Annotated in this window: 21 protein-coding genes; 11 read left to right on the forward strand and 10 right to left on the reverse strand. The window is 71.9% G+C overall.

Annotated elements, in window-relative coordinates; all coding sequences use genetic code 11:
* The first annotated feature begins 153 nt into the window (after positions 1-153).
* Entirely contained in the window at positions 154-1017 is an 864-nt protein-coding gene (locus AAC134_RS03360; RefSeq protein ID WP_339947631.1) for a VPLPA-CTERM sorting domain-containing protein, read from the forward strand.
* 92 nt (positions 1018-1109) lie between these two features.
* Here the strand turns inward: AAC134_RS03360 and AAC134_RS03365 are convergent, their stop codons facing one another.
* From AAC134_RS03365 to AAC134_RS03375, 3 genes are all read right to left on the reverse strand, one after another.
* Positions 1110-1955: an ion transporter gene (locus AAC134_RS03365; RefSeq protein ID WP_339947632.1), complete on the reverse strand. Its 846-nt coding sequence runs from the start codon at positions 1953-1955 to the stop codon at positions 1110-1112.
* 202 nt (positions 1956-2157) lie between these two features.
* On the reverse strand, positions 2158-4119 hold the full coding sequence (locus AAC134_RS03370) for a TRAP transporter fused permease subunit (protein WP_339947633.1): 1962 nt from the start codon (positions 4117-4119) through the stop codon (positions 2158-2160).
* A gap of 279 nt (positions 4120-4398) precedes the next feature.
* A complete protein-coding gene (locus tag AAC134_RS03375) occupies positions 4399-5547 on the reverse strand; it encodes a TAXI family TRAP transporter solute-binding subunit (RefSeq protein ID WP_339947634.1) in 1149 nt (382 codons plus the stop codon).
* A gap of 320 nt (positions 5548-5867) precedes the next feature.
* On the opposite strand from AAC134_RS03375, the gene AAC134_RS03380 reads away from it, so the two are divergent.
* Positions 5868-6026: a hypothetical protein gene (locus tag AAC134_RS03380; protein ID WP_339947635.1), complete on the forward strand. Its 159-nt coding sequence runs from the start codon at positions 5868-5870 to the stop codon at positions 6024-6026.
* A 107-nt stretch (positions 6027-6133) separates the two neighbouring features.
* Entirely contained in the window at positions 6134-6262 is a 129-nt protein-coding gene (locus AAC134_RS03385) for a hemin uptake protein HemP (protein WP_339947700.1), read from the forward strand.
* A 105-nt stretch (positions 6263-6367) separates the two neighbouring features.
* Here the strand turns inward: AAC134_RS03385 and AAC134_RS03390 are convergent, their stop codons facing one another.
* Positions 6368-7150 carry a GntR family transcriptional regulator gene (locus AAC134_RS03390; RefSeq protein WP_339947636.1) on the reverse strand — a complete coding sequence of 261 codons (783 nt, stop codon included), beginning with the start codon at positions 7148-7150 and terminating at the stop codon, positions 6368-6370.
* A gap of 346 nt (positions 7151-7496) precedes the next feature.
* Here AAC134_RS03390 and AAC134_RS03395 point away from each other — a divergent pair, with 346 nt between their 5' ends.
* The 7 genes from AAC134_RS03395 (at position 7497) to AAC134_RS03425 (ending at position 14396) form a co-directional block, all read left to right on the forward strand.
* Positions 7497-8486 (forward strand): ABC transporter ATP-binding protein, encoded by a 990-nt coding sequence (locus AAC134_RS03395; RefSeq protein ID WP_339947637.1) that lies wholly within the window; start codon positions 7497-7499, stop codon positions 8484-8486.
* An 80-nt stretch (positions 8487-8566) separates the two neighbouring features.
* Positions 8567-9859, forward strand: a complete 1293-nt coding sequence (locus tag AAC134_RS03400; protein WP_339947638.1) for a PotD/PotF family extracellular solute-binding protein — start codon at positions 8567-8569, stop codon at positions 9857-9859.
* A gap of 139 nt (positions 9860-9998) precedes the next feature.
* Positions 9999-10913, forward strand: a complete 915-nt coding sequence (locus tag AAC134_RS03405) for an ABC transporter permease (RefSeq protein ID WP_339947639.1) — start codon at positions 9999-10001, stop codon at positions 10911-10913.
* A 3-nt stretch (positions 10914-10916) separates the two neighbouring features.
* Positions 10917-11759 (forward strand): ABC transporter permease, encoded by an 843-nt coding sequence (locus tag AAC134_RS03410; RefSeq protein ID WP_339947640.1) that lies wholly within the window; start codon positions 10917-10919, stop codon positions 11757-11759.
* 5 nt (positions 11760-11764) lie between these two features.
* The gene (locus tag AAC134_RS03415) at positions 11765-12448 is read left to right on the forward strand and encodes an aspartate/glutamate racemase family protein (RefSeq protein WP_339947641.1); all 684 of its coding nucleotides are present in this window, start codon (positions 11765-11767) and stop codon (positions 12446-12448) included.
* A gap of 159 nt (positions 12449-12607) precedes the next feature.
* Positions 12608-13492, forward strand: a complete 885-nt coding sequence (locus tag AAC134_RS03420) for a GNAT family N-acetyltransferase (protein WP_339947642.1) — start codon at positions 12608-12610, stop codon at positions 13490-13492.
* A gap of 85 nt (positions 13493-13577) precedes the next feature.
* Positions 13578-14396, forward strand: coding sequence for a helix-turn-helix domain-containing protein (locus tag AAC134_RS03425; protein WP_339947643.1), 819 nt, complete (start codon positions 13578-13580; stop codon positions 14394-14396).
* Between the two features lie 40 nt (positions 14397-14436).
* On the opposite strand, the gene AAC134_RS03430 is transcribed toward AAC134_RS03425, so the two are convergent.
* Together AAC134_RS03430 and AAC134_RS03435 are read right to left on the reverse strand one after the other, a co-directional pair.
* Positions 14437-14820 (reverse strand): hypothetical protein, encoded by a 384-nt coding sequence (locus AAC134_RS03430; protein WP_339947644.1) that lies wholly within the window; start codon positions 14818-14820, stop codon positions 14437-14439.
* A gap of 142 nt (positions 14821-14962) precedes the next feature.
* The gene (locus AAC134_RS03435) at positions 14963-16057 is read right to left on the reverse strand and encodes a matrixin family metalloprotease (protein ID WP_339947645.1); all 1095 of its coding nucleotides are present in this window, start codon (positions 16055-16057) and stop codon (positions 14963-14965) included.
* 125 nt (positions 16058-16182) lie between these two features.
* Between AAC134_RS03435 and AAC134_RS03440 the strand changes: the two genes are divergently transcribed.
* The gene (locus AAC134_RS03440; protein ID WP_339947646.1) at positions 16183-16935 is read left to right on the forward strand and encodes an SDR family oxidoreductase; all 753 of its coding nucleotides are present in this window, start codon (positions 16183-16185) and stop codon (positions 16933-16935) included.
* A gap of 90 nt (positions 16936-17025) precedes the next feature.
* Here the strand turns inward: AAC134_RS03440 and AAC134_RS03445 are convergent, their stop codons facing one another.
* The 4 genes from AAC134_RS03445 to AAC134_RS03460 all read right to left on the reverse strand — a co-directional run bounded on the left by AAC134_RS03445 (position 17026) and on the right by AAC134_RS03460 (position 21127).
* On the reverse strand, positions 17026-17706 hold the full coding sequence (locus AAC134_RS03445) for a class II aldolase/adducin family protein (RefSeq protein WP_339947647.1): 681 nt from the start codon (positions 17704-17706) through the stop codon (positions 17026-17028).
* Positions 17707-18024: 318 nt separating this feature from the next.
* Complete coding sequence (gene glpD / locus AAC134_RS03450; protein ID WP_339947701.1) at positions 18025-19521, reverse strand: glycerol-3-phosphate dehydrogenase; 1497 nt, start codon at positions 19519-19521, stop codon at positions 18025-18027.
* Between the two features lie 262 nt (positions 19522-19783).
* Complete coding sequence (locus tag AAC134_RS03455; RefSeq protein WP_339947648.1) at positions 19784-20293, reverse strand: histidine phosphatase family protein; 510 nt, start codon at positions 20291-20293, stop codon at positions 19784-19786.
* A 15-nt stretch (positions 20294-20308) separates the two neighbouring features.
* Positions 20309-21127, reverse strand: a complete 819-nt coding sequence (locus AAC134_RS03460) for an adenosylcobinamide-GDP ribazoletransferase (RefSeq protein WP_339947649.1) — start codon at positions 21125-21127, stop codon at positions 20309-20311.
* Positions 21128-21158 lie beyond the last annotated feature (31 nt).

A 21158-nucleotide genomic window follows, 5' to 3' on the forward strand; every position in this document is an offset into this window, starting at 1 on the left:
GCCCCGACTATGAGAGCGGGGATTTCATTGGTCCACCCTCAATTTACGCGCACGTCGCCGGCGCGTGACTCGTTGGCCCTCATCCCCAGTTCATGTCTGGTGACGTCGGGGACGCCGCCCCTCCGGGCGGCGCAGCAAGACGGGGAGCGTGGGATGCGCTGCTTCATGTTGGGGGCGGCCGCGGCCGAGACGATGGCCTCGACGATGGCCTCCGGGGCCGGAGCGACAAGCCTGGACCTTGTGGCCAGCTACGGCCTTGCGGATCAGCTGTCGCAGAGCAACACCAATTTCCACCCGCAGGGCCTGGGCTACGACGCGGCGACCGGGCAGCTTCTGTTCGCCCAGCAGTCGGCCGGCGCCCTCTATTTCACCGACCTCGAGGGGGTGGTCCAGGGATCGCGGAGCGTCGCCTTCAATCACGTCACCTCGGTCGCCGCCGACGCGTCGAGCTACTACTTCAGCGACTACAGCGCGAACTCGGACGGCCTTGACGTCTACGCCCTGTCCAAGAGCGGCGGCGCGGCGGCGCCGCTCTCGACCGAGATCGCGGCCTACGGCGGCTATCCGATCGACGTTCGCGACGGCAAGCTCTACCGGACCGATGCCAGCGCCGGCTACGGCTGGGGCGATCTCGGCCAGCTTCGGATCTCGTCGCTGCTGTCGCCCGATACGATCGACGCGGTCGTGACGCTGGAGACGACCTTCGGGATCGGCGACATCGCCGTCGACCTCGATCGCAACGCGCTCTGGGCGCTGGACTATTCCGAGACGGCCTCGATCCGGCAGTTCGACCTGACCTCGGGCCTGCAGCTTGCGGCATTCGATCTGGGGCTCGACGGGCTCACCGCGGGGCTGACCTATGCCGACAACCGGCTCTACTACTACGACTGGACGTCGCCGAGCGGCAGCACGCTGAGCGTCTACGCCCTAGACGCCGCGTCGGTTCCGTTGCCGGCCTCGGGCCTGCTGCTGGCCGCGGGGCTGGGCGCGGTCGGCTGGATGCGCCGCCACGCCTGACGGCGCAGGGCGCGGATAACGCGAAACGGCCCGCGCCTCGGCGCGGGCCGTTTGCGGTTGAGCCGCGTGTGGGAGCCGGCCTCGCGCGCCGTTCAGGCCTCGCCGGTCTGGCGGGCGCGCAGCTCGGCGCGCATCTCGGCCACCTCGGCGCGCAGCGCGCGCAACTCGGCCAGCGTCTCGGCCGCGGCGCCGTGGGGGGCGGGAGAGTCGGCGTTCGCGGCCGCGGCCTCGTCCTCGGCCTCATGGTGGGTCTGCATGGCGTCGACCATGATGCCCACAAAGAGGTTCAGCACCGCGAACGAGGTGATCAGGATGAAGGGCACGAAGAACGCCCAGGCGTAGGGGAACGCCTCCATCACCGGGCGCACGATGCCCATCGACCAGCTCTCCAGCGTCATCACTTGGAACAGGGTGTAGGCGCTCTCGCCCAGGGTCTCGAACCACTCGGGGAAGACCATTCCGAACAGCTTGGTGGCCATGACGGCGAAGACGTAGAAGATCAGGCTCATCAGCAGCACGACCGAGCCCATGCCCGGGATCGCGCGCAACAGCCCCGTCACCACCCGGCGCATCGAGGGCACGGCCGAGACCAGCCGCAGCACCCGCAGGATGCGGAAGGCGCGCAGGATCGACAACGGGCCCGAGGCCGGGATCAGCGCCACGCCCACCACAACCAGATCGAAGACCCGCCAGGGATCGCGGAAGAAGCCCAGCCGGCGCACGTAGAAGCGCAGCGCCAGCTCGGCCACGAACACCGCCAGGATGGCGCGGTCGATCGCCACCAGCAGCGGTCCGACCGCGTCCATGGCGCGGGGCGAGGTCTCGAGCCCCAGGATGATGGCGTTGATCACGATCAGCGTGACGATCACCCGCTCGAAGGCGGGGGCCTCGACAAGGTCCTGCAGGCGGTCTCGCAGGGGGGCGCGCGGGGCGGACATGGCGGCGGTCTCCGGGTCGGTCGCGGGCGGCGGGTCGCGGGCGACAGGCGTCCCCGATCTAGGGGCGTCGGCCCGCCATGACCATGTGTCCCCGCGGTCGCAGTTCTGGTTCACGCAAAAACACGCCCCGCGCCGAGGTCGGCGCGGGGCGTGTCGGGGGGCGCCTCCGGCCCGGACCGCAGGGCCCGGGCGAGGCGCGGCCTCAGGCGACGTAGGGCGCGGCGCGCGATCCGGTGGCCCGGGCCACGATCAGCGGCAGGATCGCCAGCGCCACCCCGAGCCCGTTGAGCGTCCAGCGGTCGAGCCCAAGCTCCCCGTCGCCGGGCATCGCCAGCGCCAGGCCCGCGAAGAACAGCATCACCCTGAGCCCCATTCCCTTGAGGTCCGAGCCGAGGTCGCCCAGCAGGCTGACATGCCCCTGCAGCGCGGCCGAGATGAACGCCACCCCGGTCAGCGCCGTGGTCAGGGTCACGATCACCTCCCAGGCCGGCGCCTCGCCCACCAGCGCGGGGTTCAGCACGAAGAAGAACGGCGCGAGGTAGATCACGCCGCCGAGCTTCATCGCCTCGAACCCCGAGCGCATCGGCCCGGCGCCCGCGATGGTGGCCGCCGCGAAGGCCCCCAGCGCGACAGGGGGCGTGATGTAGGAGACCATGCCCCAGTAGAGGATGAACAGATGCACCGCGATCTCGTTCAGCCCGGCCTGGGTCAGCGCCGGCGCCAGCACCACCGCGAGGAAGATGTAGCAGGCCGTCACCGTCATCCCCATGCCGAAGATGAAGGCGGTGATCGCCCCCATCGCCAGCAGCGCCAGCGTCGAGTCGCCGGCCAGGAACACCAGCTCGTTGACCAGCGTGCCGGCAAGGCCCGTGGCCGAGAACGCGCCCACGATCAGCCCCACGCCCAGCAGCACCGAGGTCAGCTCGGCCAGCGCCCGGCCGATGCCCACGACGAGGTCGCCGAAGCTCTTGAAGGTGAAGCGCTGGCGCTTGATCAGCTGGTTGATCACCAGCAGCAGGGCGATCGAGTAGAAGGGAGCCAGCGTCTCCTGGCGCAGGGCGAGCATGAAGAAGATCAGCACCGCGAACACGGCGATATAGGGCCAGCCGTCGGCGAAGGTGGCGCGCAGGGTCGGGGCCTCGCCCGGGGCCAGGCCCTTCAGCCCGCGCCGCGCGGCATAGGCGTCGATCTGCATGAACAGGCCGAAGTAGAACAGCAGCGACGGGATCGCCGCGGCGATGGCGATGTCGACGTAGGGCCGGCTGAGGAACGAGGCCATCACGAAGGCCGTGGCCCCCATCACCGGGGGCATCAGCACGCCCCCGGTCGAGGCGCAGGCCTCGGTCGCGGCGGCGTAGCGGGCCGAGAAGCCGGTGCGCTTCATCGCCGGGATCGACACCGCCCCCGTGGTCAGCACGTTCGAGATCACCGAGCCCGACATCGAGCCCATGAACCCGCTCGCGAAGATCGCGACCTTGGCCGCGCCCCCCCGGAAGCCGCCGACCAGCGCCAGCGCCAGATCGTTGAAGAACTTGCCCCCGCCCGTGTGCTGGAGCACCGCGCCAAAGACGATGAAGCCGATCACCAGGCTGCCGAAGGCCCCCATCGGGATCCCGAAGGAGCTTTCCGACGAGATCATGTGATAGGGGGCCAGGTCCCAGAACGGCGAGGCGTAGCCGTTCAGCGGGTCGGGCATCACGTCGGCGACCGTGGGATAGAGCGAGAACGCCAGCACGATCAGGAACAGGACCAGCCCGCCCGCCCGCCGCGTCCCCTCGAGGATCAGCAGGTAGAAGACGATCGAGACCCAGCGCGCCGTGTCGGGGGCGGCGTATTCCCAGCCCTGCTCGAGGCTCGCGTTGGCGGTGGCCGCCATGTAGCCGCCGGTGGCGAAGGCGATCAGGGTCAGCGCCCAGTCGATCGCGCCCGCGCCCGTGTCGCGCCGCAGCGGGAACACCAGGAAGGCCAGCCCCAGGAAGGCCGCCCCCAGGATATACAGATACGCCCCCTGGATCAGCACGATCCCGAACGCCTGGATGTTGAAAAGCTGGTGGATCGCCAGCGCCACGCCGGCAAGCGTGATGGCTATGGCCAGCGCGCGGGCGGGGGCGGGCAGGGGCGCGGGAGCGGTCCCGGCGATCTCGCGACGTTCGGCCTCGTCCATCTTCGGCGGGGTCCTTCAGGCTGGAACGGTGTGGGATCGCGGTCGGACTCAGGGCCGGGACGCGACGGTCTGTGAGGGCGGAGGGCGCCGCGGGCGGGGTTCGCATCGTCGGTCTGCCGCGCCGCCTGCGCCCGACCGCGCGAGGCCCCGGCTGAGGGCCGGGGCGCGCGTCGCGAGACGGGCGGGCGCGCTCGCCGTCCCCGGCCGCGGCGGCCCAGGGCGCATGCGGCTGGCGACGGCGAGGCGGAGCGGGGGCCGGCGGCCGGCCCCCGCGCGCGATCAGAAGACGACCGGCAGGCCCGCGTCGGTCAGCGCCTTGCGGCGGGCGTCGCCCCAGGCGGCTTCCCAGTCATCGGGGGACTCGCCCTCGAGCGCGGTCCACGCGTCCTGCAGGACCTTCTGACGCTCGATCAGGGCGTCGTTGTGGGCCTGGGCCGCGTCGGTCCACTTGCCGGCTTCCTTGAAGTAGCGGATGGCGCCGTCGTGGTAGGGGACCACCCACTCGAAGTTCTGGTACTCCATCGCCCAGCCGTCGATGCCCGGGGCCTTGCCCGCGTAGGCGTCGTAGAGCTCGAACATCGCCTTGGTCTGGTTGTAGACGAGGTCCTCGTCCTGGTCGGCGTAGGCGATCAGCACCGGGTAGGGATAGGCGGCCGAGGGGATGCCCCCTTCGGTGGTCGCGGCGACCGCGCCCTTGGTGGCCACGACCGGCTGGAAGTAGGGGGCGATCGACAGCATCCGGTCGAGGCCTTCCTTGTTCTCGGGGTCGATCTCGGGCCACATCAGGCCGCGCGGGGAGGCCTCCATCTGGAAGGCCGAGCCCGAGGTCATGATCGCGTAGGCCGCGTCCACGTCGCCGTTGACCATGCCGTTCCAGCTGTCGCCGTAGCCGCCGAACTCGACCACCTCGACGTCGTCCCAGGTCAGGCCGCCATAGGCGAGGTAGGCCTCCATGTTGACGTTCAGCGCGGGCGCGCCCTTCACGTAGGCCACCCGCTTGCCTTTCAGGTCGGCGTAGGTCTCGACGCCCGCGTCCTTGGCCACGCCCACCGCCAGCGCCGCCTCGCCGGAGTTGTTCATCGATACCAGGCGCACCGACTGCGGGCCCCAGCGCTCGGTTCCGAACTCGAACACGCCCTCCTGGAGCATGTAGATGCCCACGCCCATCGCCGAGAACGGCGCCTTGCGCTGGCGCACCGGCTCCATGCGGGCGATGTCGTTCTTGCCGGGCAGGATGCGCAGGTTGGTCCCGGTGGCGTCCTGCATGGCCGCCCCGATGGCCACCGCCTGGGCATAGCCCGAGGAGCCGGTGTCGTAGGCCGTCCAGACCAGCTGGTCGGGCAGCTGCAGTTCTGCGGCGGTGGCGGGGATGGCGGCGAGCGCAGCGGCGGCGACGCCCGCGGCGCAGAGCGCGCGAAGGTGCTTCATGGATTCCTCCCGGTTTGCGGTCCGGCCGCGTTGGTCGCAGCCTTGGCGTTCGATTTGCGGCGTCAACCTTGAGGCAAACCCGCAGGCAGTCAAGGTGACGGGCGCGGCGCCTGACCGGATTCCCCGCGCGTCGGCGCAGGGCGGGGGCGAAAGCGTGAATTCCGGGGCGCGCACGGCGACGTTGCGGCGCCGCAATCCTGACCACGATGATCGGGATTGACGAATCCGACTGTTTCGCTCAGAAAATAGGAAGACGCCGGCGGAGAGGGGAATGGCCCCGTCAAATCGGCGTCGGAGACGACTTGGAGCGGAGCGAACGCATGCTGCAGTCCTTGTTCAGGCGATCCCTCGCCACGGGGGGAACCCTCCGCCCGACGGCCGAGCGGACCGAGGCCTGGACGGCGCTGCTGGCCGGCGATCTCGCCCCGCTCGACATCAGTGTTGAACGCTGGCTCGACCGGCTTGAGGAGGCGAGATGAGCTATCTCCGACCGATTTCCGAACCTGGCTCCCCCGCCGCCGCGGCGCAGGACGCGCAGGCTCGCGCGCAGTCCTCGGGCGCCGATCGCGCCCGCCGCGAGGCGGAGCTGAAATCGCCCCCGATGCACGACGCCCGGGCGCTGACCGACGGCGGCTCCGAGGCGCGCATCGTGCTCGACGGCGCGGTCTACACGCTGCGGGTGACCCGGCTGAAAAAGCTGATCCTGACGAAGTAAGATTGCCCGGCGGCGTCGACGCCGCGGGCCGAGGGGCAGACCGCAAGGGGGCGCCAGGCGCCCCCTTCGCATGTCCGCGGGGCGCCTGAGGTCGGGCGGGCCGGGTCAGGAGTTCCGGGCGGGCCGGGTCAGGGCCTGGGCCAGCGACATCGGCGCGCTCGGCCGCTCGTCGAGGTCGAGGCCAGAGCGCAGGTCGACGATGTGCCCGCGCATGATCTCGGCCGCGGCCTCGCCGTCATGGGTCTCGAGCGCCTCGAGCAGGGCGGAGTGGGCGTGGCTCTCGCAGGTGGCGTCGGCCCGCCGCCAGTAGAGCGCGATGATCAGCGACGAGCGCGCCACCAGCGCGCGCACGATCCCCGCCAGCACCTGCTGGTCGGCGATGTCGCAGATCCGGACGTGAAAATCCCCAGACAGCGCCAGCGAGCGTCCCTTGTCGTCGGCCGCGACCGTGGCGTGCTCATGAGCCAGGTGCGCGCGCAGGGCGGCGCATTGCGCAGGCGTGGCGACCTCGGCGGCCAGGCGCGCGACGCGCGGCTCGATCAGGGCGCGGGCTTCGAAGACTTCGTTCGCCTCGCGCCGCGTGGGGCGGGCGACGAAGGCGCCGCGGTTGCGCTCGATGGTGGCGAGGCCGGAATGGGCCAGCGCGTGCAGCGCCTGGCGGGCGACGGTGCGCGAGGCGCCGAACAGCTCGCCGACCTCGTCCTCCGAGAGCTTGGCGCCGGGTGCGATCCGATGCTCGATGATCGCGGCGTGCAGGCGCGCGCAGATGTCGAGCGCCCGCCCCGGGGGCAGGGAGAACAGCCGCCCGGCTTCTTCGCCGGGGGTGGGCGCGTCCTGCGCCGCGAGGGCGGCGTCGTCCAGGCCGGGGCTGTCTTCGCCGAGGGTCATCCGTGCGTCCTGCGGGTTGCGTCGCCAGATCGATATCGCAAGCCGAACGGCGACGCAAAGCCGTCGGATCGGATACGTTACACTATGACATGGATACGAAAGCGATAAGCATCGTGTTCAATATGCCCATGGATGCGGCGCCGCCCTGCACAGGCGCCCGCCGCTTCGGCAGTTGCGCGTCGATCGGCGGCTTCGCCGCGCCGCGCCATTGCGCCCCGGCGGCCCTGCGCAGAGGCTTCGCGGCAGGCGGCGCGAGCCTCGCGTCCCGGCGCGAAACTGGCACGCGGCTTGCTCCGCTTGACGGGGCGCGCCGGGCGAGGCGCGGCAGGGGAGGGACGGGCAGGGCATGGCCGACGACAAGACGCTGGAGCTGGTCTCCGTCACCAAGCGCTACGGGACGGCGCTGGCGGTGGACACGATTGACCTGAAGATCGAGTCCGGGGCCTATTGCTGCCTGCTGGGACCCTCAGGCTGCGGCAAGTCCACGACGCTGCGGATGATCGCGGGCCACGAGAGCATCACCGACGGCGACATCCTGCTCGGCAACCACCGCATCGGCCACCTGCCGCCGGCCAAGCGCGGCACCTCGATGATGTTCCAGAGCTATGCGCTGTTTCCACACCTGAGCATCCTCGAGAACGTGGCCTTCAGCCTGAAGATGAAGGGCGCCCCGAAGGATGATCGCGCGAAGAAGGCGCGCGAGATGCTCGACCTCGTGGACATGGGCGAGTTCGGCGAGCGGCTGCCGAGCCAGCTCTCGGGCGGCCAGCAGCAGCGCGTGGCGCTGGCGCGCAGCCTGATCACCCGGCCCCAGGCGCTGCTGCTCGATGAGCCGCTCTCGGCGCTCGACCCGTTCCTGCGGATCCGCATGCGGGGCGAGCTGAAGAAGATCCAGCGCGAGCTGGGGCTGACCTTCGTGCATGTCACCCACTCCCAGGACGAGGCGCTGGCGCTGGCCGACCTGGTGGTGGTGATGAACGCCGGGCGCATTGAGCAGGCCGCGCCTGCGCGCGAGGTGTTCGATGCGCCGCGCACCGAGTTCGTGGCCCGCTTCATCGGCGGCCACAACGTGATCAAGGACGGGCCTGCGAGCCTCGCGGTGCGCGCCGACCGCATCCGGGTGGCGCGCGCCGGCGCCGGGGTCGAGGGGCTCTCGGCGGTGGTGCGCGAGGTCGAGTATCTGGGCGCCTCGGTCTCGGTCGCGGCGGCCACGGGGGCGGCGGGCGAGATCACCGCCGTGATCCCCGACCACGCCTATTACGGCGACCCGGTGCAGGTCGGCGACGCGGTGACGCTGGCCTGGAAACCGGAAGACGCGCACCGCCTCGCGGCGTGAGCGCAGCCGCGCCGCGAACACTTCGGAGCGGTCCGCCTGGCCGCTTCGCAACAGGGAGAAGGCAAGAGGGTATGGCCGAGATGAAGAAAGTCACGACGAAGAACGGCGGCTGGAGCCGGCGCGCGGTGCTCAAGGGCGGCGCGGCGGCGGTGGGGGCCGCGGCGGGCTCTGGCGTGCTGGGCGCGCCGATGATCTGGGCGCAGGAGATCAAGGACGTCACGCTGCGCCAGTTCGGCACCGGCGTCTCGAACCTCAACGAGGTCGGACAGAAGGTGAAGGAGGATCTGGGCTTCACGCTGGAGATGACGGCGCTGGACTCCGACTCCGTCACCCAGCGCGCGGCGACGCAGCCCAACAGTTTCGACATCGCCGACATCGAGTACTGGATCTGCAAGAAGATCTGGGGCGCGGGCAACCTGCAGGCGATGGATACCTCCAGGATCGCCAACTACGACAAGATCGTGGGCATCTTCAAATCGGGCAAGCTGACCGACGACAGCGTCATCGCCCAGGGCACCGCGCCGCATACTGTGGGCTTCACCGAGGGGCCCGGCTCGACGTCGTTTGCCGACGAAGAGACCGGCTGGATGACGCTGATCCCCACGATCTACAACGCCGACACGCTGGGCATCCGCCCCGACCTGATCGGCCGGCCGATCCGGAACTGGCATGAGCTGCTGAACCCGGAGTTCGAGGGCAAGGCCTCGATCCTCGACATTTCCTCGATCGGGATCATGGACATGGCCATGGTCTGCGAGTCGATGGGCGAGATCTCCTACGGCGACAAGGGCAACATGACCCAGGAGGAGATCGACAAGACCATCGCGATCTTCATCGACGCCAAGAGGCGCGGCCAGTTCCGGGCCTTCTGGAAGAGCTTCGACGAGAGCGTGAACTTCATGGCCTCGGGCGAGGTGGTGATCCAGTCGATGTGGTCGCCCGCGATCACCGCGGTGAAGTCGAAGGGCATCCCCTGCGTCTACCAGCCGCTGGAGGAGGGGTATCGGAGCTGGGGCGGGGGCATCGGCCTGTCGAAGGCGCTCTCGGGGATCGAGCTGGAGGCGGCCTACGAGTACATCAACTGGTATCTCTCGGGCTGGGTCGGCGGCTTCCTGATGCGCCAGGGCTACTATTCGGCGGTGCCCGAGACCTCGAAGGAGTTCATGAGCGCCAACGAGTGGGGCTACTGGTTCGAGGGCAAGGAGGCGGTCGAGCCGATCGCCAACCCGTTCGGCGACGTGATGGCCCAGCCGGGCGAGGTGCGCGACGGCGGCTCGTTCTACGAGCGCATGGGCTCGGTCGCCTGCTGGAACGCGGTGATGGACGAGAACAAGTACCTGGTCCGCAAGTGGAACGAGTTCATCGCCGCCTGATGCGGCGGTCGGCGGGACGGCTCTGTTTCGCGCCTGCGGCGCGAAAGGCGCCCGCCCGCCGACCCCGGGACACGCTTCCGGCCTCCGCCTGCGTGGCGGGGGCCGGGGTTGGGGATGACCGACACGCGGGGACGCTGAGATGACCGACATGCCCGTCGAAGCCGCGCCGCCGGCCGAGAAGTCGCAGGCTTCCGAGGTGCGCGCGCTGCCCGGCTGGCTGGCGTCGTGGCTGCTGGTCAGCCCGCTGGCGCTGGTGCTGGCGGTGTTTCTGCTGATCCCCATCGCGGTGATCTGCATCGTGTCGTTCTGGGGCTATAACGAGTGGTCGTTCTTCCCCGACTTCACCCTGGAGAACTACGAGTATCTGCTGACCTCCCCGGTGACCTGGGCGACCTATCTCAACACGCTGAAATACGTGGCGCTGTCGTGGCTGTTCACCGCGGCGATCGGCTTCACGGTGGCCTATTTCCTGGCCTTCCACGTCCGCTCGACCGTGTGGCAGGTGGCGCTGTTCCTGCTGTGCACGATCCCGTTCTGGACCTCGAACATCATCCGGATGATCTCGTGGGTGCCGTTCCTGGGACGCAACGGGCTGGCCAACCAGTTCCTGCAGGGGATCGGGGTGATCGACGCGCCGCTGGAGTTCCTGCTGTTCTCGGACTTCGCGGTCGTGCTGGCCTTCGTGCACCTCTACACGCTGTTCATGGTGGTGCCGATCTTCAACTCGATGATGCGCATCGACCGGTCCCTGATCGAGGCGGCGCGGGACCAGGGGGCGTCGGGTTTCCAGATCCTGACCAACGTGATCCTGCCGCTGGCCAAGCCGGGGCTGATGATCGGCTCGATCTTCGTGGTCACGCTGGTGATGGGGGACTTCATCACCGTGCGGTTCATGAGCGGGTCGCAGTCGGCCTCCGTCGGGCGGATCATCCAGAACGAGATCGCGCTGCTGCAGTATCCGGCCGCCGCGGCCTCGGCGGTGGTGCTGCTGATCACGGTGCTGATCATGATCGCCGTGATGCTGCGGCTGGTCGACATCCGCAAGGAGCTCTGAGCCATGTCCGAGAAGCGCGGCGCGGCGTTCTATGTCCTGGCCGGGGTGTTCGCCCTGTTCGTGGCGTTCCTTTATGGGCCGATCGTGACCATCGCGATCCTCAGCTTCCAGGGGCCGCAGGGGGGGCTGACGTTCCCGATGAACGGGGTCTCGGCGCACTGGTTCTTCGACCTGTTCGAGCAGCAGGCGGTGGGGGATTTCTGGGGGGCGTTCTCGCGCAGCTTCAGGCTGGGGCTGATGGTGATGGTGGTGACGGTCGTGGTCTCGGTGATGGCGGGGCTGGCGTTCCGGCGGCGGTTCTTCGGGGCCACCTGGCTGTTCTACCTGGCGGTGACCTCGCTGATCATTCCCTCGATCCTGGTCAGCCTGGGGGTGGGGCTGATGTTCGACATCGCCGGAATCACGCCGCGGTGGTTCAGCTCGGCCTTCGGGTCGCAGCTGACCTGGACGCTGCCGTTCGGGCTGCTGATCATGTTCGCGGTGTTCAACCGGTTCGACAAGAGCTACGAGGAGGCCGCCCGCGATCTGGGCGCCACGCCCTGGCAGACGGTGCGATATGTGGTGCTGCCGATCATCGGGCCCTCGCTGATCGGGGTGGCGCTGTTCGGCTTCACGCTGAGCTATGACGAGTTCGCGCGCACGCTGATGACGGCGGGGTCGAAGAACACGCTGCCGCTGGAGATCTTCGGGATGACCACCAACGTGACCACGCCGGTGCTGTATGCGCTGGGGACGATGACGACGGTGTTCAGCTTCCTGATTATCTGCGGGGCGCTGGCGGCGGTGGCGCTGATGCGGCGACGCAAGGCGCGCGGGCCCTCGGACGCCGGCAAGGGGATGGTGTGAACGCCATGCGGCTGCTGGTCCTCAATCCGAACTCGACCGCTTCGATGACCCGCTCGATCGGGGCGGCGGCGCGGGCCGTGGCGGCGCCTGGAACCGAGATCGCGGCGCTGAACCCCGCGGGCTCGCCGCCCGCGATCCAGGGGGCGGCGGACGGCGAGGCGGCGCTGCCGCATCTGCTGGCGCTGCACCGGGCGGAGACGGCGCGGCTTGCGCCCGCCGCCGCGGTGATCGCCTGTTTCGACGACACCGGGGTGTGGGAGCTGAAGGCGAGCGCGCGCCATCCGGTGATCGGGATCGGCGAGGCGGGGATGATCGCGGCGGCGCTGCTGGGGCGGCGGTTCTCGATCGTGACCACGCTGGAGATCTCGGTGCCGGTGATCGCCGAGAACGCGGCGCGCTACGGGTTCGGCGAGCGGTGCGCGAGGGTGCGCGCCTCGGGCGTGCCGGTGCTGGCGCTGGAGGAGGACCCCGAGGCCTCGGCCCGCGCGGTGCGCGCGGAAGTGATTCGGGCCGCGGCCGAGGACGGGATCGAGGCGGTGGTTCTGGGCTGCGCGGGGATGGCGCATCTGGCCGAGGGGATGGCGGCCGACGCCGGTCTGCCGGTGATCGACGGGGTCGCGGCGGCGGTGCGCCTGGCCGAGGCGATGCATGGACTGCCGGGGATGGGGGGCGTCGTCCGCGCCGCTTGAGCAGGGGGGGGCGGGTCGACGGGCGGCTCTGTCGCGGGCAGGGCCCGCGAGGCGCCCGCCCGCCGACCCCGTCGGCGATCCGCTCGGAGCGCGCCGATTGTTTCAATTCTAGGCAGGTCGCTCTTGACAGAAATGGCGCGCGCGAGGCCTTTCGGGGTCATGCCGTCGAAGCTTTACACCCCCCCGCCCGGCCTCACGATCCGCCCCGCCGCGAAGGAGGAGTTCGCGATCGCCCTCGACTGGGCGGCGGCGGAGGGATGGAATCCGGGGCTGGACGACCTCGACGCGTTCATGGGGGCCGATCCGCGCGGCTTCTGGATGGCGTGGAAGGACGGGGCGCCGGTGTCCTGCATCTCGGTGGTGCGGTATTCGGCCGAATTCGGCTTCCTGGGCTTCTATATCGCCGCCCCGCAGGCGCGCGGGACCGGCCTCGGCCTCGCGATCTGGGAGGCGGGGATGCACTACCTGGGCGAGCGGACCGTCGGGCTCGACGGGGTGCCGGCGCAGCAGGAGAACTATCGCCGCTCGGGATTCGAATGGGTGGGGCGCAACATCCGCTTCACCGGGCCGCCGGCCGCGCTGCCCCCCGCCCCTGCCGGGATCGAGCTGCGCGCGCCGGTCCAGGGCGACCTGCCGGCGATCCTGACGCTGGACCGGACCTGTTTTGGCAGCCCGCGCGACCGGTTCGCGGCCGAGTGGATCCTGCCCGCGCCGGGCGTGCGCCGCCGCTCGCTGGTCGCGTTCCGCGAGGGCGGCGTGGCGGGCTTCGGCACGATCCGGGAGTGTCGGGACGGGTTCAAGATCGGGCCGCTGTTCGCGCCGGACCCCGAGGCGGCGCAGGCGCTGTTCGCCGGGCTGTGCGCGCTGGCGCCGGCCGGCGCCTCGGTGAACCTCGATGTGCCCGAGGGCAACGTCGCGGCGGTGGCCATGGCCGAGGCGGCGGGGCTGGTCTATTCGTTCGAGACGGCGCGGATGTACCGGGGCGAGGCGCCGGACCTGCCCATCGGCTGGACCTGGGGCGTGACCACGTTCGAGCTCGGCTGAGCGCGCCGCGACGATTACCTGGGAGGTCGTCGACGCGCGGCGCGCCCGGGCCTAGCCTGCGGATCTCGCCACCGGAGGCCGCCCCATGACCACCGCTCCCGCCATCGCCGCCGCGCCGCCCGCCATCGGGGCCAGCGTCGGCGACCACCTGCGCGCCTGGCGCCGGCGACGGCGTCTCAGCCAGCTCGCCTGCGCGCTGGAGGCCGAGATCTCGCAGCGCCACCTGTCCTTCGTCGAATCCGGGCGCGCGAAGCCCAGCCGCGAGATGCTGCTGCGCCTGGCCGACAGCCTCGAGGCGCCGCTGCGCGAGCGAAACGCCCTGCTGCTGGCGGCAGGTTTCGCGCCGGTCTACCCCGAGCGCCCGCTCGACGCCCCCGAGATGGCCGCCGCCTGTGCTGCGGTCGAGCGCATCCTGAAGGGGCACGAGCCGTTCCCGGCGCTGGCGGTCGATCGCCGCTGGACGATCCTGGCGGCCAACGCGGGCGTGCAGGCGATGCTGGCGCTGGTCGAGGACGCCTCGCTGCTCGAGGGGCCGGTGAACGCCTTGCGCGTCAGCCTGCACCCCGGGGGGCTCGCGCCGCGCATCGCCAACCTCGCGGAGTGGCGCGCCCATATCCTGGAGCGGTTGCGCGGGCAGGCGGATCTTGCGCCCGATCCGGTGCTGGATGCGCTGATCGAGGAGCTTGCCGCCTACCCGGCCCCGCGCCCCGCGCCGCGCCCCAGGCCCGATCCGCTGGCCGGGATCGCCGTGCCGCTGAAACTGGCGATGGGGGGGCGGGAGCTGTCGTTCCTGACCACCACCACGGTCTTCGGCACGGCGGCGGAGATCACGCTCTCGGAGCTGACGCTGGAGTGCTTCTTCCCTGCCGACGCCGCGACCGCCGAGGCGCTTCGCAACGCTTGAAGGTCCCCCCCGAAGGCCGCGGGCCTCCGGGGGGGCAAGGTCAGGCCGTCCGCAGGGGTCGGACGGCGGCGCGACGCTCGAGCCAGGCGAAGCCCGCCACCACGGCCGCCTGCGCCAGCACGAAGGCGATCCCGAGCGGGCTGGGCGAGGTCAGCGCCAGCAGCGCAAGGCTCGCCGCCGCCCAGGCCCAGTTGCCGACCACCACCAGCGTGACCAGCACTCGGGAGCCGGGCGTTCCCCTGGCTGCGAGCAACATCAGCGCGGCGCAGGGGAACAGCGCCAGCCCTGCGACCAGCAGCAGCGTGGGCGGCAGGCCGAACAGGGCGCCCAGCGGCCCGGCCGCAACGCTCAGCGCCAGTCCGCAGCCCAGGCCGACCAGCGCGTCGAGGCGCAGCAGGGCGCGTAGGGAAAGGGCGTCGGTCATCTCTCGTCTCCTCCTCCATTGGGGTGAGGAGACGGTGGCGCCATGGGGGAGTCGGGTCGATTACCCGCCAGGTCGTCGGGCCGGGACCCGGCCGCCGCCCCCGGCGCGGGGCCGACGACGCTGCGGCGAGCGGGGCCGAGGCTCAGACCAGAACGTCGTCGGTATCGAGGGCGCCCGTCGACACGCCCTCAAGCAGGATCCGGGCGTCGCCGTCGCGCACCAGGACGCCCTCGGCGCGGTCGCGCAGGGCAAGATCCTCGAAGCGCTCGGCGCCCGAGAGGACGCGGAGGCGATCCTCGCCGGGGGCGAAGTCGGCGACCCGGTCTCGCCGGCCGGCGGCGTTGTCGAGCACGAAGACGTCGGCGCCGGCGCCGCCGGTCAGCCGGTCCTGCCCGTCGCCGCCGCGCAGCCGGTCCTCGCCTGCGCCGCCGCGGAGCAGGTCTCGGCCGGCCTCGCCCTCGAGCCGGTCGTCGCCGCGCCGGCCCAGCAGCGCGTCGCCGCCGCGCCCGCCCTCGAGCCGGTCGCGCCCGAGCCCGCCCAGCAGCCGGTCCGACCCCAGCCCGCCGCGCAGAAGGTCCGCGCCGGCGCCCCCCAGCAGCCGGTCGCCGCCCCCGAACCCCGCAAGCAGGTCGTCGCCCCCGCCCCCGCGCAGCCGGTTCGCGCCGCCCTCGCCCGCCAGGATGTCGTCCGAGGGCCCCGCCGCCCCCTGTGCGGGGCCATAGAGCGCCGCGGCCCGCGCCACGTCGCGCAGGGTCAGGTCGGTCGCTTCGCCGGCGATGGCGTGCATCAGCGCGCCCGACCGTGAGTCGTGCCCCAGGCCCAGCGCGTGGCCGATCTCATGGGCCAGCACCGCGTAGGCGTTCTCCTGGTCGGAGCGGGCGAGGCCGGGGTCCGCGCTCCAGCTCTCGTTGAGATCGAGGCGCACGGCGGCGCGCAGCTGCTCGCCCCCCCGACGGCTGGAGAGGGTTTCGGCGAGCGTGCCGCCGGGACCGTCAAGATCGCTCCAGCCGATCTCGATCCCCGAGGGGCCCTCGCCGGCGAAGGCGAAGACGATGTCGGCGACCTGCGCCCAGGCCTCGAAGGCGCGGGCGGCGAGGGTGCGCAGGTCGGGGTCGCTCAGCGCGGCGTCGAATTCGTTGAAGCCGTTGGGCGCGGCGAAGGACCAGGTCACGGTCCCGCCGGGCGAGCCGTGGGGCAGGCCGTTCCACTTGCTGGCATGGACGTCGATGCGGGACATCGGCTCTCCCCCGGGGCGGCCGGGTTGCAATCCCCGGGCGGGCGGGCTTCTCTCGACCGCGCCTGGCCGAGCGTTAGCGGGGCCGGGCGCAGGGATCAAGAACAGGGCGGCGGGGAGACGGCGGCATGAACGAGACGCGAACGATCGTGATCACGGGCGCGGGCTCGGGGATCGGGCGGGCAACCGCGCGGAGGTTCCTGGCGGCGGGCTGGCGGGTGGCGCTGGCCGGGCGCAGGCGCGAGGCGCTGGAGGAGACGGCGGGCGAGGCCACGGCGCAGGGCCGGGCGATCTGCGTGCCCACGGACGTCTCGGATCCCGCGCAGGCGGCGGCGCTGTTCGATGCGGCGCAGGCGGCGTTCGGGCGGATCGACGTGCTGTTCAACAACGCCGGCGTGTCCACGAAGGCCGCGACCATCGACGAGACCCCGCTCGAGGACTGGTTCCGCTCGGTGAACGTGAACCTGACGGGCTCGGTCCTGTGCGCGCGGGAGGCGTTCGGGCGGATGCGGCGCCAGGATCCGCAGGGCGGGCGGATCATCAACAACGGCTCGATCGCCGCGCAGTCGCCGCGGCCGGGGACGTTTCCCTACGCCGCCACCAAGCACGCGATGACCGGGCTCACCAAGGCGCTGTCGCTGGACGGACGGCCCTTCGACATCGCCTGCTGCCAGATCGACATCGGCAACGCCGCCTCGGAGATGACCGAGGCGATGGGCAAGGGCGTGCCCCAGGCCGACGGCTCGGTGCGCCCCGAGCCGCTGATGGACGTGGCGCATGTGGCCGATGCGGTGCTGCACATGGCGAGCCTGCCGCTGAGCGCAAACATGCAGTGGCTGACGGTCATGGCCACGAAGATGCCGCTGGTCGGACGGGGCTGACGGGCCCCGAAGACGCTGCCGGTCAGGCGGGGCTGACGGACCCGAAGATGTCGCTGGCGGGGCGGTGCAGAAGACACCGCGGGGGGCGCGTCAGCCGTTCCCGTAGTTCAGGCTGCGGATCATCTCGTGCGTCTCGGCCATCTGGCGCGGGGAGAGCAGTGCAGGGCCGCCGATCTGCAGGGCAAGATGGTGCTGGCGGGCCAGCGCCTCGAGTTCGACCGCGAGCGCCATGGCCTTCTCCAGCGTCGGGCCGCAGGCGAGCATCCCGTGGTTGGCGAGAAGGCAGGCCGAGCGGCCGGCAAGCGCGGCGAGCGCGTGGTCGCTCAGCGCCTGGGTGCCGAAGGTGGCGTAGTCGGCGCAGCGCACGTCCTCGCCCCCGAACAGCGCCACCATGTAGTGCGAGGCGGGGATGCCGCGGCGGGTCATCGCCAGCGCGGTGGCGTAGGGCGAATGGGCGTGGACCACGGCGCCGACCTCGGGCCGTGCGCGCAGGATGTCGCGATGGAAGCGCCACTCTGAGGAGGGGGCGAGGGGGCCCTCAGCCTCGTCCCGGCCGCCCGAGAGGGGCATGCGGGCGATCATCGCGGGCGTCATCGCCTCATAGGGGACGCCCGAAGGGGTGATCAGCATCGCCTTGTCGCGGCGGACCGAGATGTTGCCCGACGTGCCCTGATTGAAGCCCGAGGCGTTCATGCCCCGGCAATGGTCGACGATCGACTGGCGGAGGGCGAGGTCGTCGGGTTCGGACTTCTTGCGTTTCGCGCCGGGCATGGGGGTCTCCGTGGCTCGGGGCGAAGATGGACGGGGCCGCCGCGGCTGTCCAGCCGCGAGCTTGAGGGGCGGCTGTCCAGCCGCGAGCTTGGGGGCCGGCTGTCCAGCCACGAGCTTGGGGGCCGGCTGACCGGCCGCGAGCTTGGGGGCCGGCTGACCGGCCGCGAGCTTGAGGGCCGGCTGACCGCCGCCGGCCGCGGGTCGGCTGTCCTGCGGGGAGGTCCGGGGGCGCCCTGCCGGCCGCTGCGCGGCCGTCCGCGCCCGCCCGCCGGACCTGCCGGGGGGCCTGCCGGGGGGCCTGGCGGGCAGGGGGCGGGATCAGGCGGCGATGGTCTCGGCGGCCATCCAGGCGTCGAGGGCCTCGATCTCCTCGGGCGTGAAGCGCAGACCGAGGCGGGAGCGGCGCCACAGCACGTCCTCGGCGGTGCGGGCCCATTCGTGGGTCATCAGCCAGCGGACCTCGGTCTCGGTCAGATCCCAGCCGAAGCGGGCGCCCATCGCGGCGGCGTCGGTCGCGCCGGCGAGGACCTTCCTGGCCTCGGTCCCGTACATGCGCGCGAGGCGGTTGGCCCAGCGCTGGGTCAGGAACGGGTGGGCCGCGCGAAGCTCGGCGACCAGGGCGGGGACGCCGTCGTGGGGCATGTCGCCGCCGGGCATGGGCGCGTCGTGGGTCCAGGGGCCGGTCATCTGCGGGAAGCCGGGGGAGAGCTTGTCCAGCGCCGCCTCGGCCAGCTTGCGGAAGGTGGTGATCTTGCCGCCGAAGACGTTGAGGAGCAGCGCGCCGCCCTCGTCTTCGAGTTGCAGGACATAGTCGCGGGTGGCCTGGGTCGCCGACTTGGCGCCGTCGTCGTAGAGGGGGCGCACGCCCGAGTAGGTCCAGACGACATCGTCCTTCTCGATGGGTTTGGCCAGGTACTGGGAGGCGACCTCGCGCAGGTAGTCGGCCTCTTCCTCGGAGCATTTCGCGTCGGCCGGGTCGCCCTGGTGATCGCGGTCGGTGGTGCCCACGAGGGTGAAGTCCTCCTCGTAGGGGATCGCGAAGACGATGCGGCCGTCCGAGGTCTGGAAGATGTAGGCGCGGTCGTGATCGAAGAGCTTCCGGGTCACGATGTGGGAGCCGCGGACGAGGCGGATATGGGCCGGCGCGTTGCGGCCGAGGCGATGGCGAAGGACCTCGTCCACCCAGGGGCCGGCGGCGTTGACCACGGCCTTGGCGCGGATCTCGCGGATCGCGCCGTCGAGGCCTTCGAGGCGCAGGCGCCAGGTCCCGTCCTCGCGCGAGCCGCCCACGAGGCGGGTCCGGGTCTCGATGGTCGCGCCGCGGGCGGCGGCGTCGCGGGCGTTGAGGACCACCAGGCGGGAATCCATCACCCAGCCGTCGGAATATTCGAAGCCCTTGGTGAACTCGGGCTTCAGGGGCTTGCCGACCTCGGCGCGGCGCAGGTCGAGGGTCCTGGTCGCCGGCAGGATCTTTCGGCCGCCAAGGTGGTCGTAGATGAACAGGCCAAGGCGCAGCAGCCAGGCCGGGCGCAGGCCCGGGTGATGGGGCAGCACGAAGCGCAGCGGCCAGGAGATGTGGGGCATGGCGCGGATCAGCGTCTCGCGCTCGATCAGCGCCTTCCGGACCAGGCCGAATTCATAGAACTCGAGGTATCGCAGGCCGCCGTGGAACAGCTTGGTCGAGGCCGAGGAGGTGGCCTGGGCGAGGTCGCCGGCCTCGCACATGTGGACCTTGAGGCCGCGGCCGGCGGCGTCGCGCGCGATGCCCGCGCCATTGACGCCGCCGCCGACGACGGCGAGGTCGTAAGTCGGGATCGCCCCGGGCGCAGCGGCGTGCGCGGAAGCGTCGGCGGTCGGAACGGCGTCGGTCAAGGCGGTCTCCTCGCTGGCGGGGCGGCCGTGGGTTTCAGCCAAGCATGGATGTAGGGCGGGGTAAACCGCGGACAGGGCGGGGAGTCGCCGCAGGCGGTCGTCGGGACGGCTCTCGCCGGCGCTGCGCGCCCGGCAACGCCCGCCCGCCGACCCCGCTGGGGGGAAGACCGTGGGGGGGGCAGACGGGGGGTGGCAGGCCGGGGGGTCAGGCCGGGGGGGCGGGGTCGAAGGGGGTGGCGTAGGGCACGGGGCGGGCGAAGGCGCGGGCGAAGTCCAGGGCCCGCAGGCGCATCAGGATCGCCCGGATCGGACCGGCGTGGCACAGGAGCAGCGCGTGGGGAGGCGCCTCGCCGAGCGCGGCCTCGACGCGCACGGCGAGGGCGCGGAAGGTCTCGCCGCCGGGCGGGGCGCGGCGGATCGGGTCTTCGGCCCAGGGGTCGCTCTGATCGCGGTGGATCTCGGCCCAGGGTCGGCCCTCCCAGGCGCCGAAGTCCAGCTCCTGCAGGCGCGGGTCCTCCTGCAGTGGCGCGCCGAGGGCGGCCGCGAGGCGCCGGGCGGGCTTCAGGCAGCGCGTCGCAGGGCTGGAGATCAGCGTGGAGATGGCGGGCAGGCTGGGGGCGAGGGCGTCGATCCGCGCCTCCCACCCGGGCGCGAGGCCGGGATCGTGGCGGCCGTAGCACAGGCCCGGCGGCGCGGCGGTGCGCGGGTGGCGCATGACCAGGACCACGGGTCAGGCCGCGATCAGGGCGGCGAGCGTCAGCAGGGCCGCGATCTCGGCCGCCTGCTCCATCGCGCCGAGCCCGTCGCCGGTGTACCCGCCCAGCCGCCGCACCAGCCGCCACAGCACCAGCGCTCCCGCCGCATAGGCGACCGCGAGCGCGGCCAGCCCCGCCCAGCCCGCCGCCCCCGCGCAGAGCAGGATCGCGAGAAGAACCGAGGCCGGGAACACGCCCGCCGGCGTCCCGGCCGCGACGGTTGCCGCCGCGCCCGAGGTCCGCGCATAGGCCGCAAAGCGGATCGCGGGGATCATCGCCGCCCGCCCGGCGGCATGCGCGGCGATCAGCGCGGCGAACCCCTCCAGCGGCGCCAGCGCGCTCAACGCCCCCGCGCGGGCCAACAGACTCAGTCCCAGGCCCGCCGCGCCATAGGCCCCGATGCGGCTGTCGCGCATGATCTCGAGCGCCCGCTCGCGGGTGAAGCCGCCGCCCAGCCCGTCGAGCGTGTCCGACAGCCCGTCCTCATGCAAGGCGCCGGTCAGCGCCATGCCGGCGGCCAGCGCCAGAGCGGCGGCGGCGAGCGGGGGCAGGATTGTCGCGGCCGCCGCGAAGACCGCCCCCGAGAGCGCCCCCGCCAGCGCCCCCGCCGCAGGGAACCAGCGCGCCGCCTGCGCCAGCCGGTCGGGCCCGTAACCCGCGGCCGCGGACGGGATCGGCAGCCGGGTGAGGAACTGCAGCGCATAGAGGAGGAGCGAGGCTTCTTCGCGCAGCCGCGCGAGGGCAGCCGGTCGCGGGGCGGCGTTCTGGGGATCGGGATCCTGGGGGTCGGACATGGGGCCTCCGGCGTCTGCGCCCTTCTCTAGC

Source organism: uncultured Albimonas sp. (genome assembly GCF_963977235.1).
Taxonomy (GTDB): domain Bacteria; phylum Pseudomonadota; class Alphaproteobacteria; order Rhodobacterales; family Rhodobacteraceae; genus Albimonas.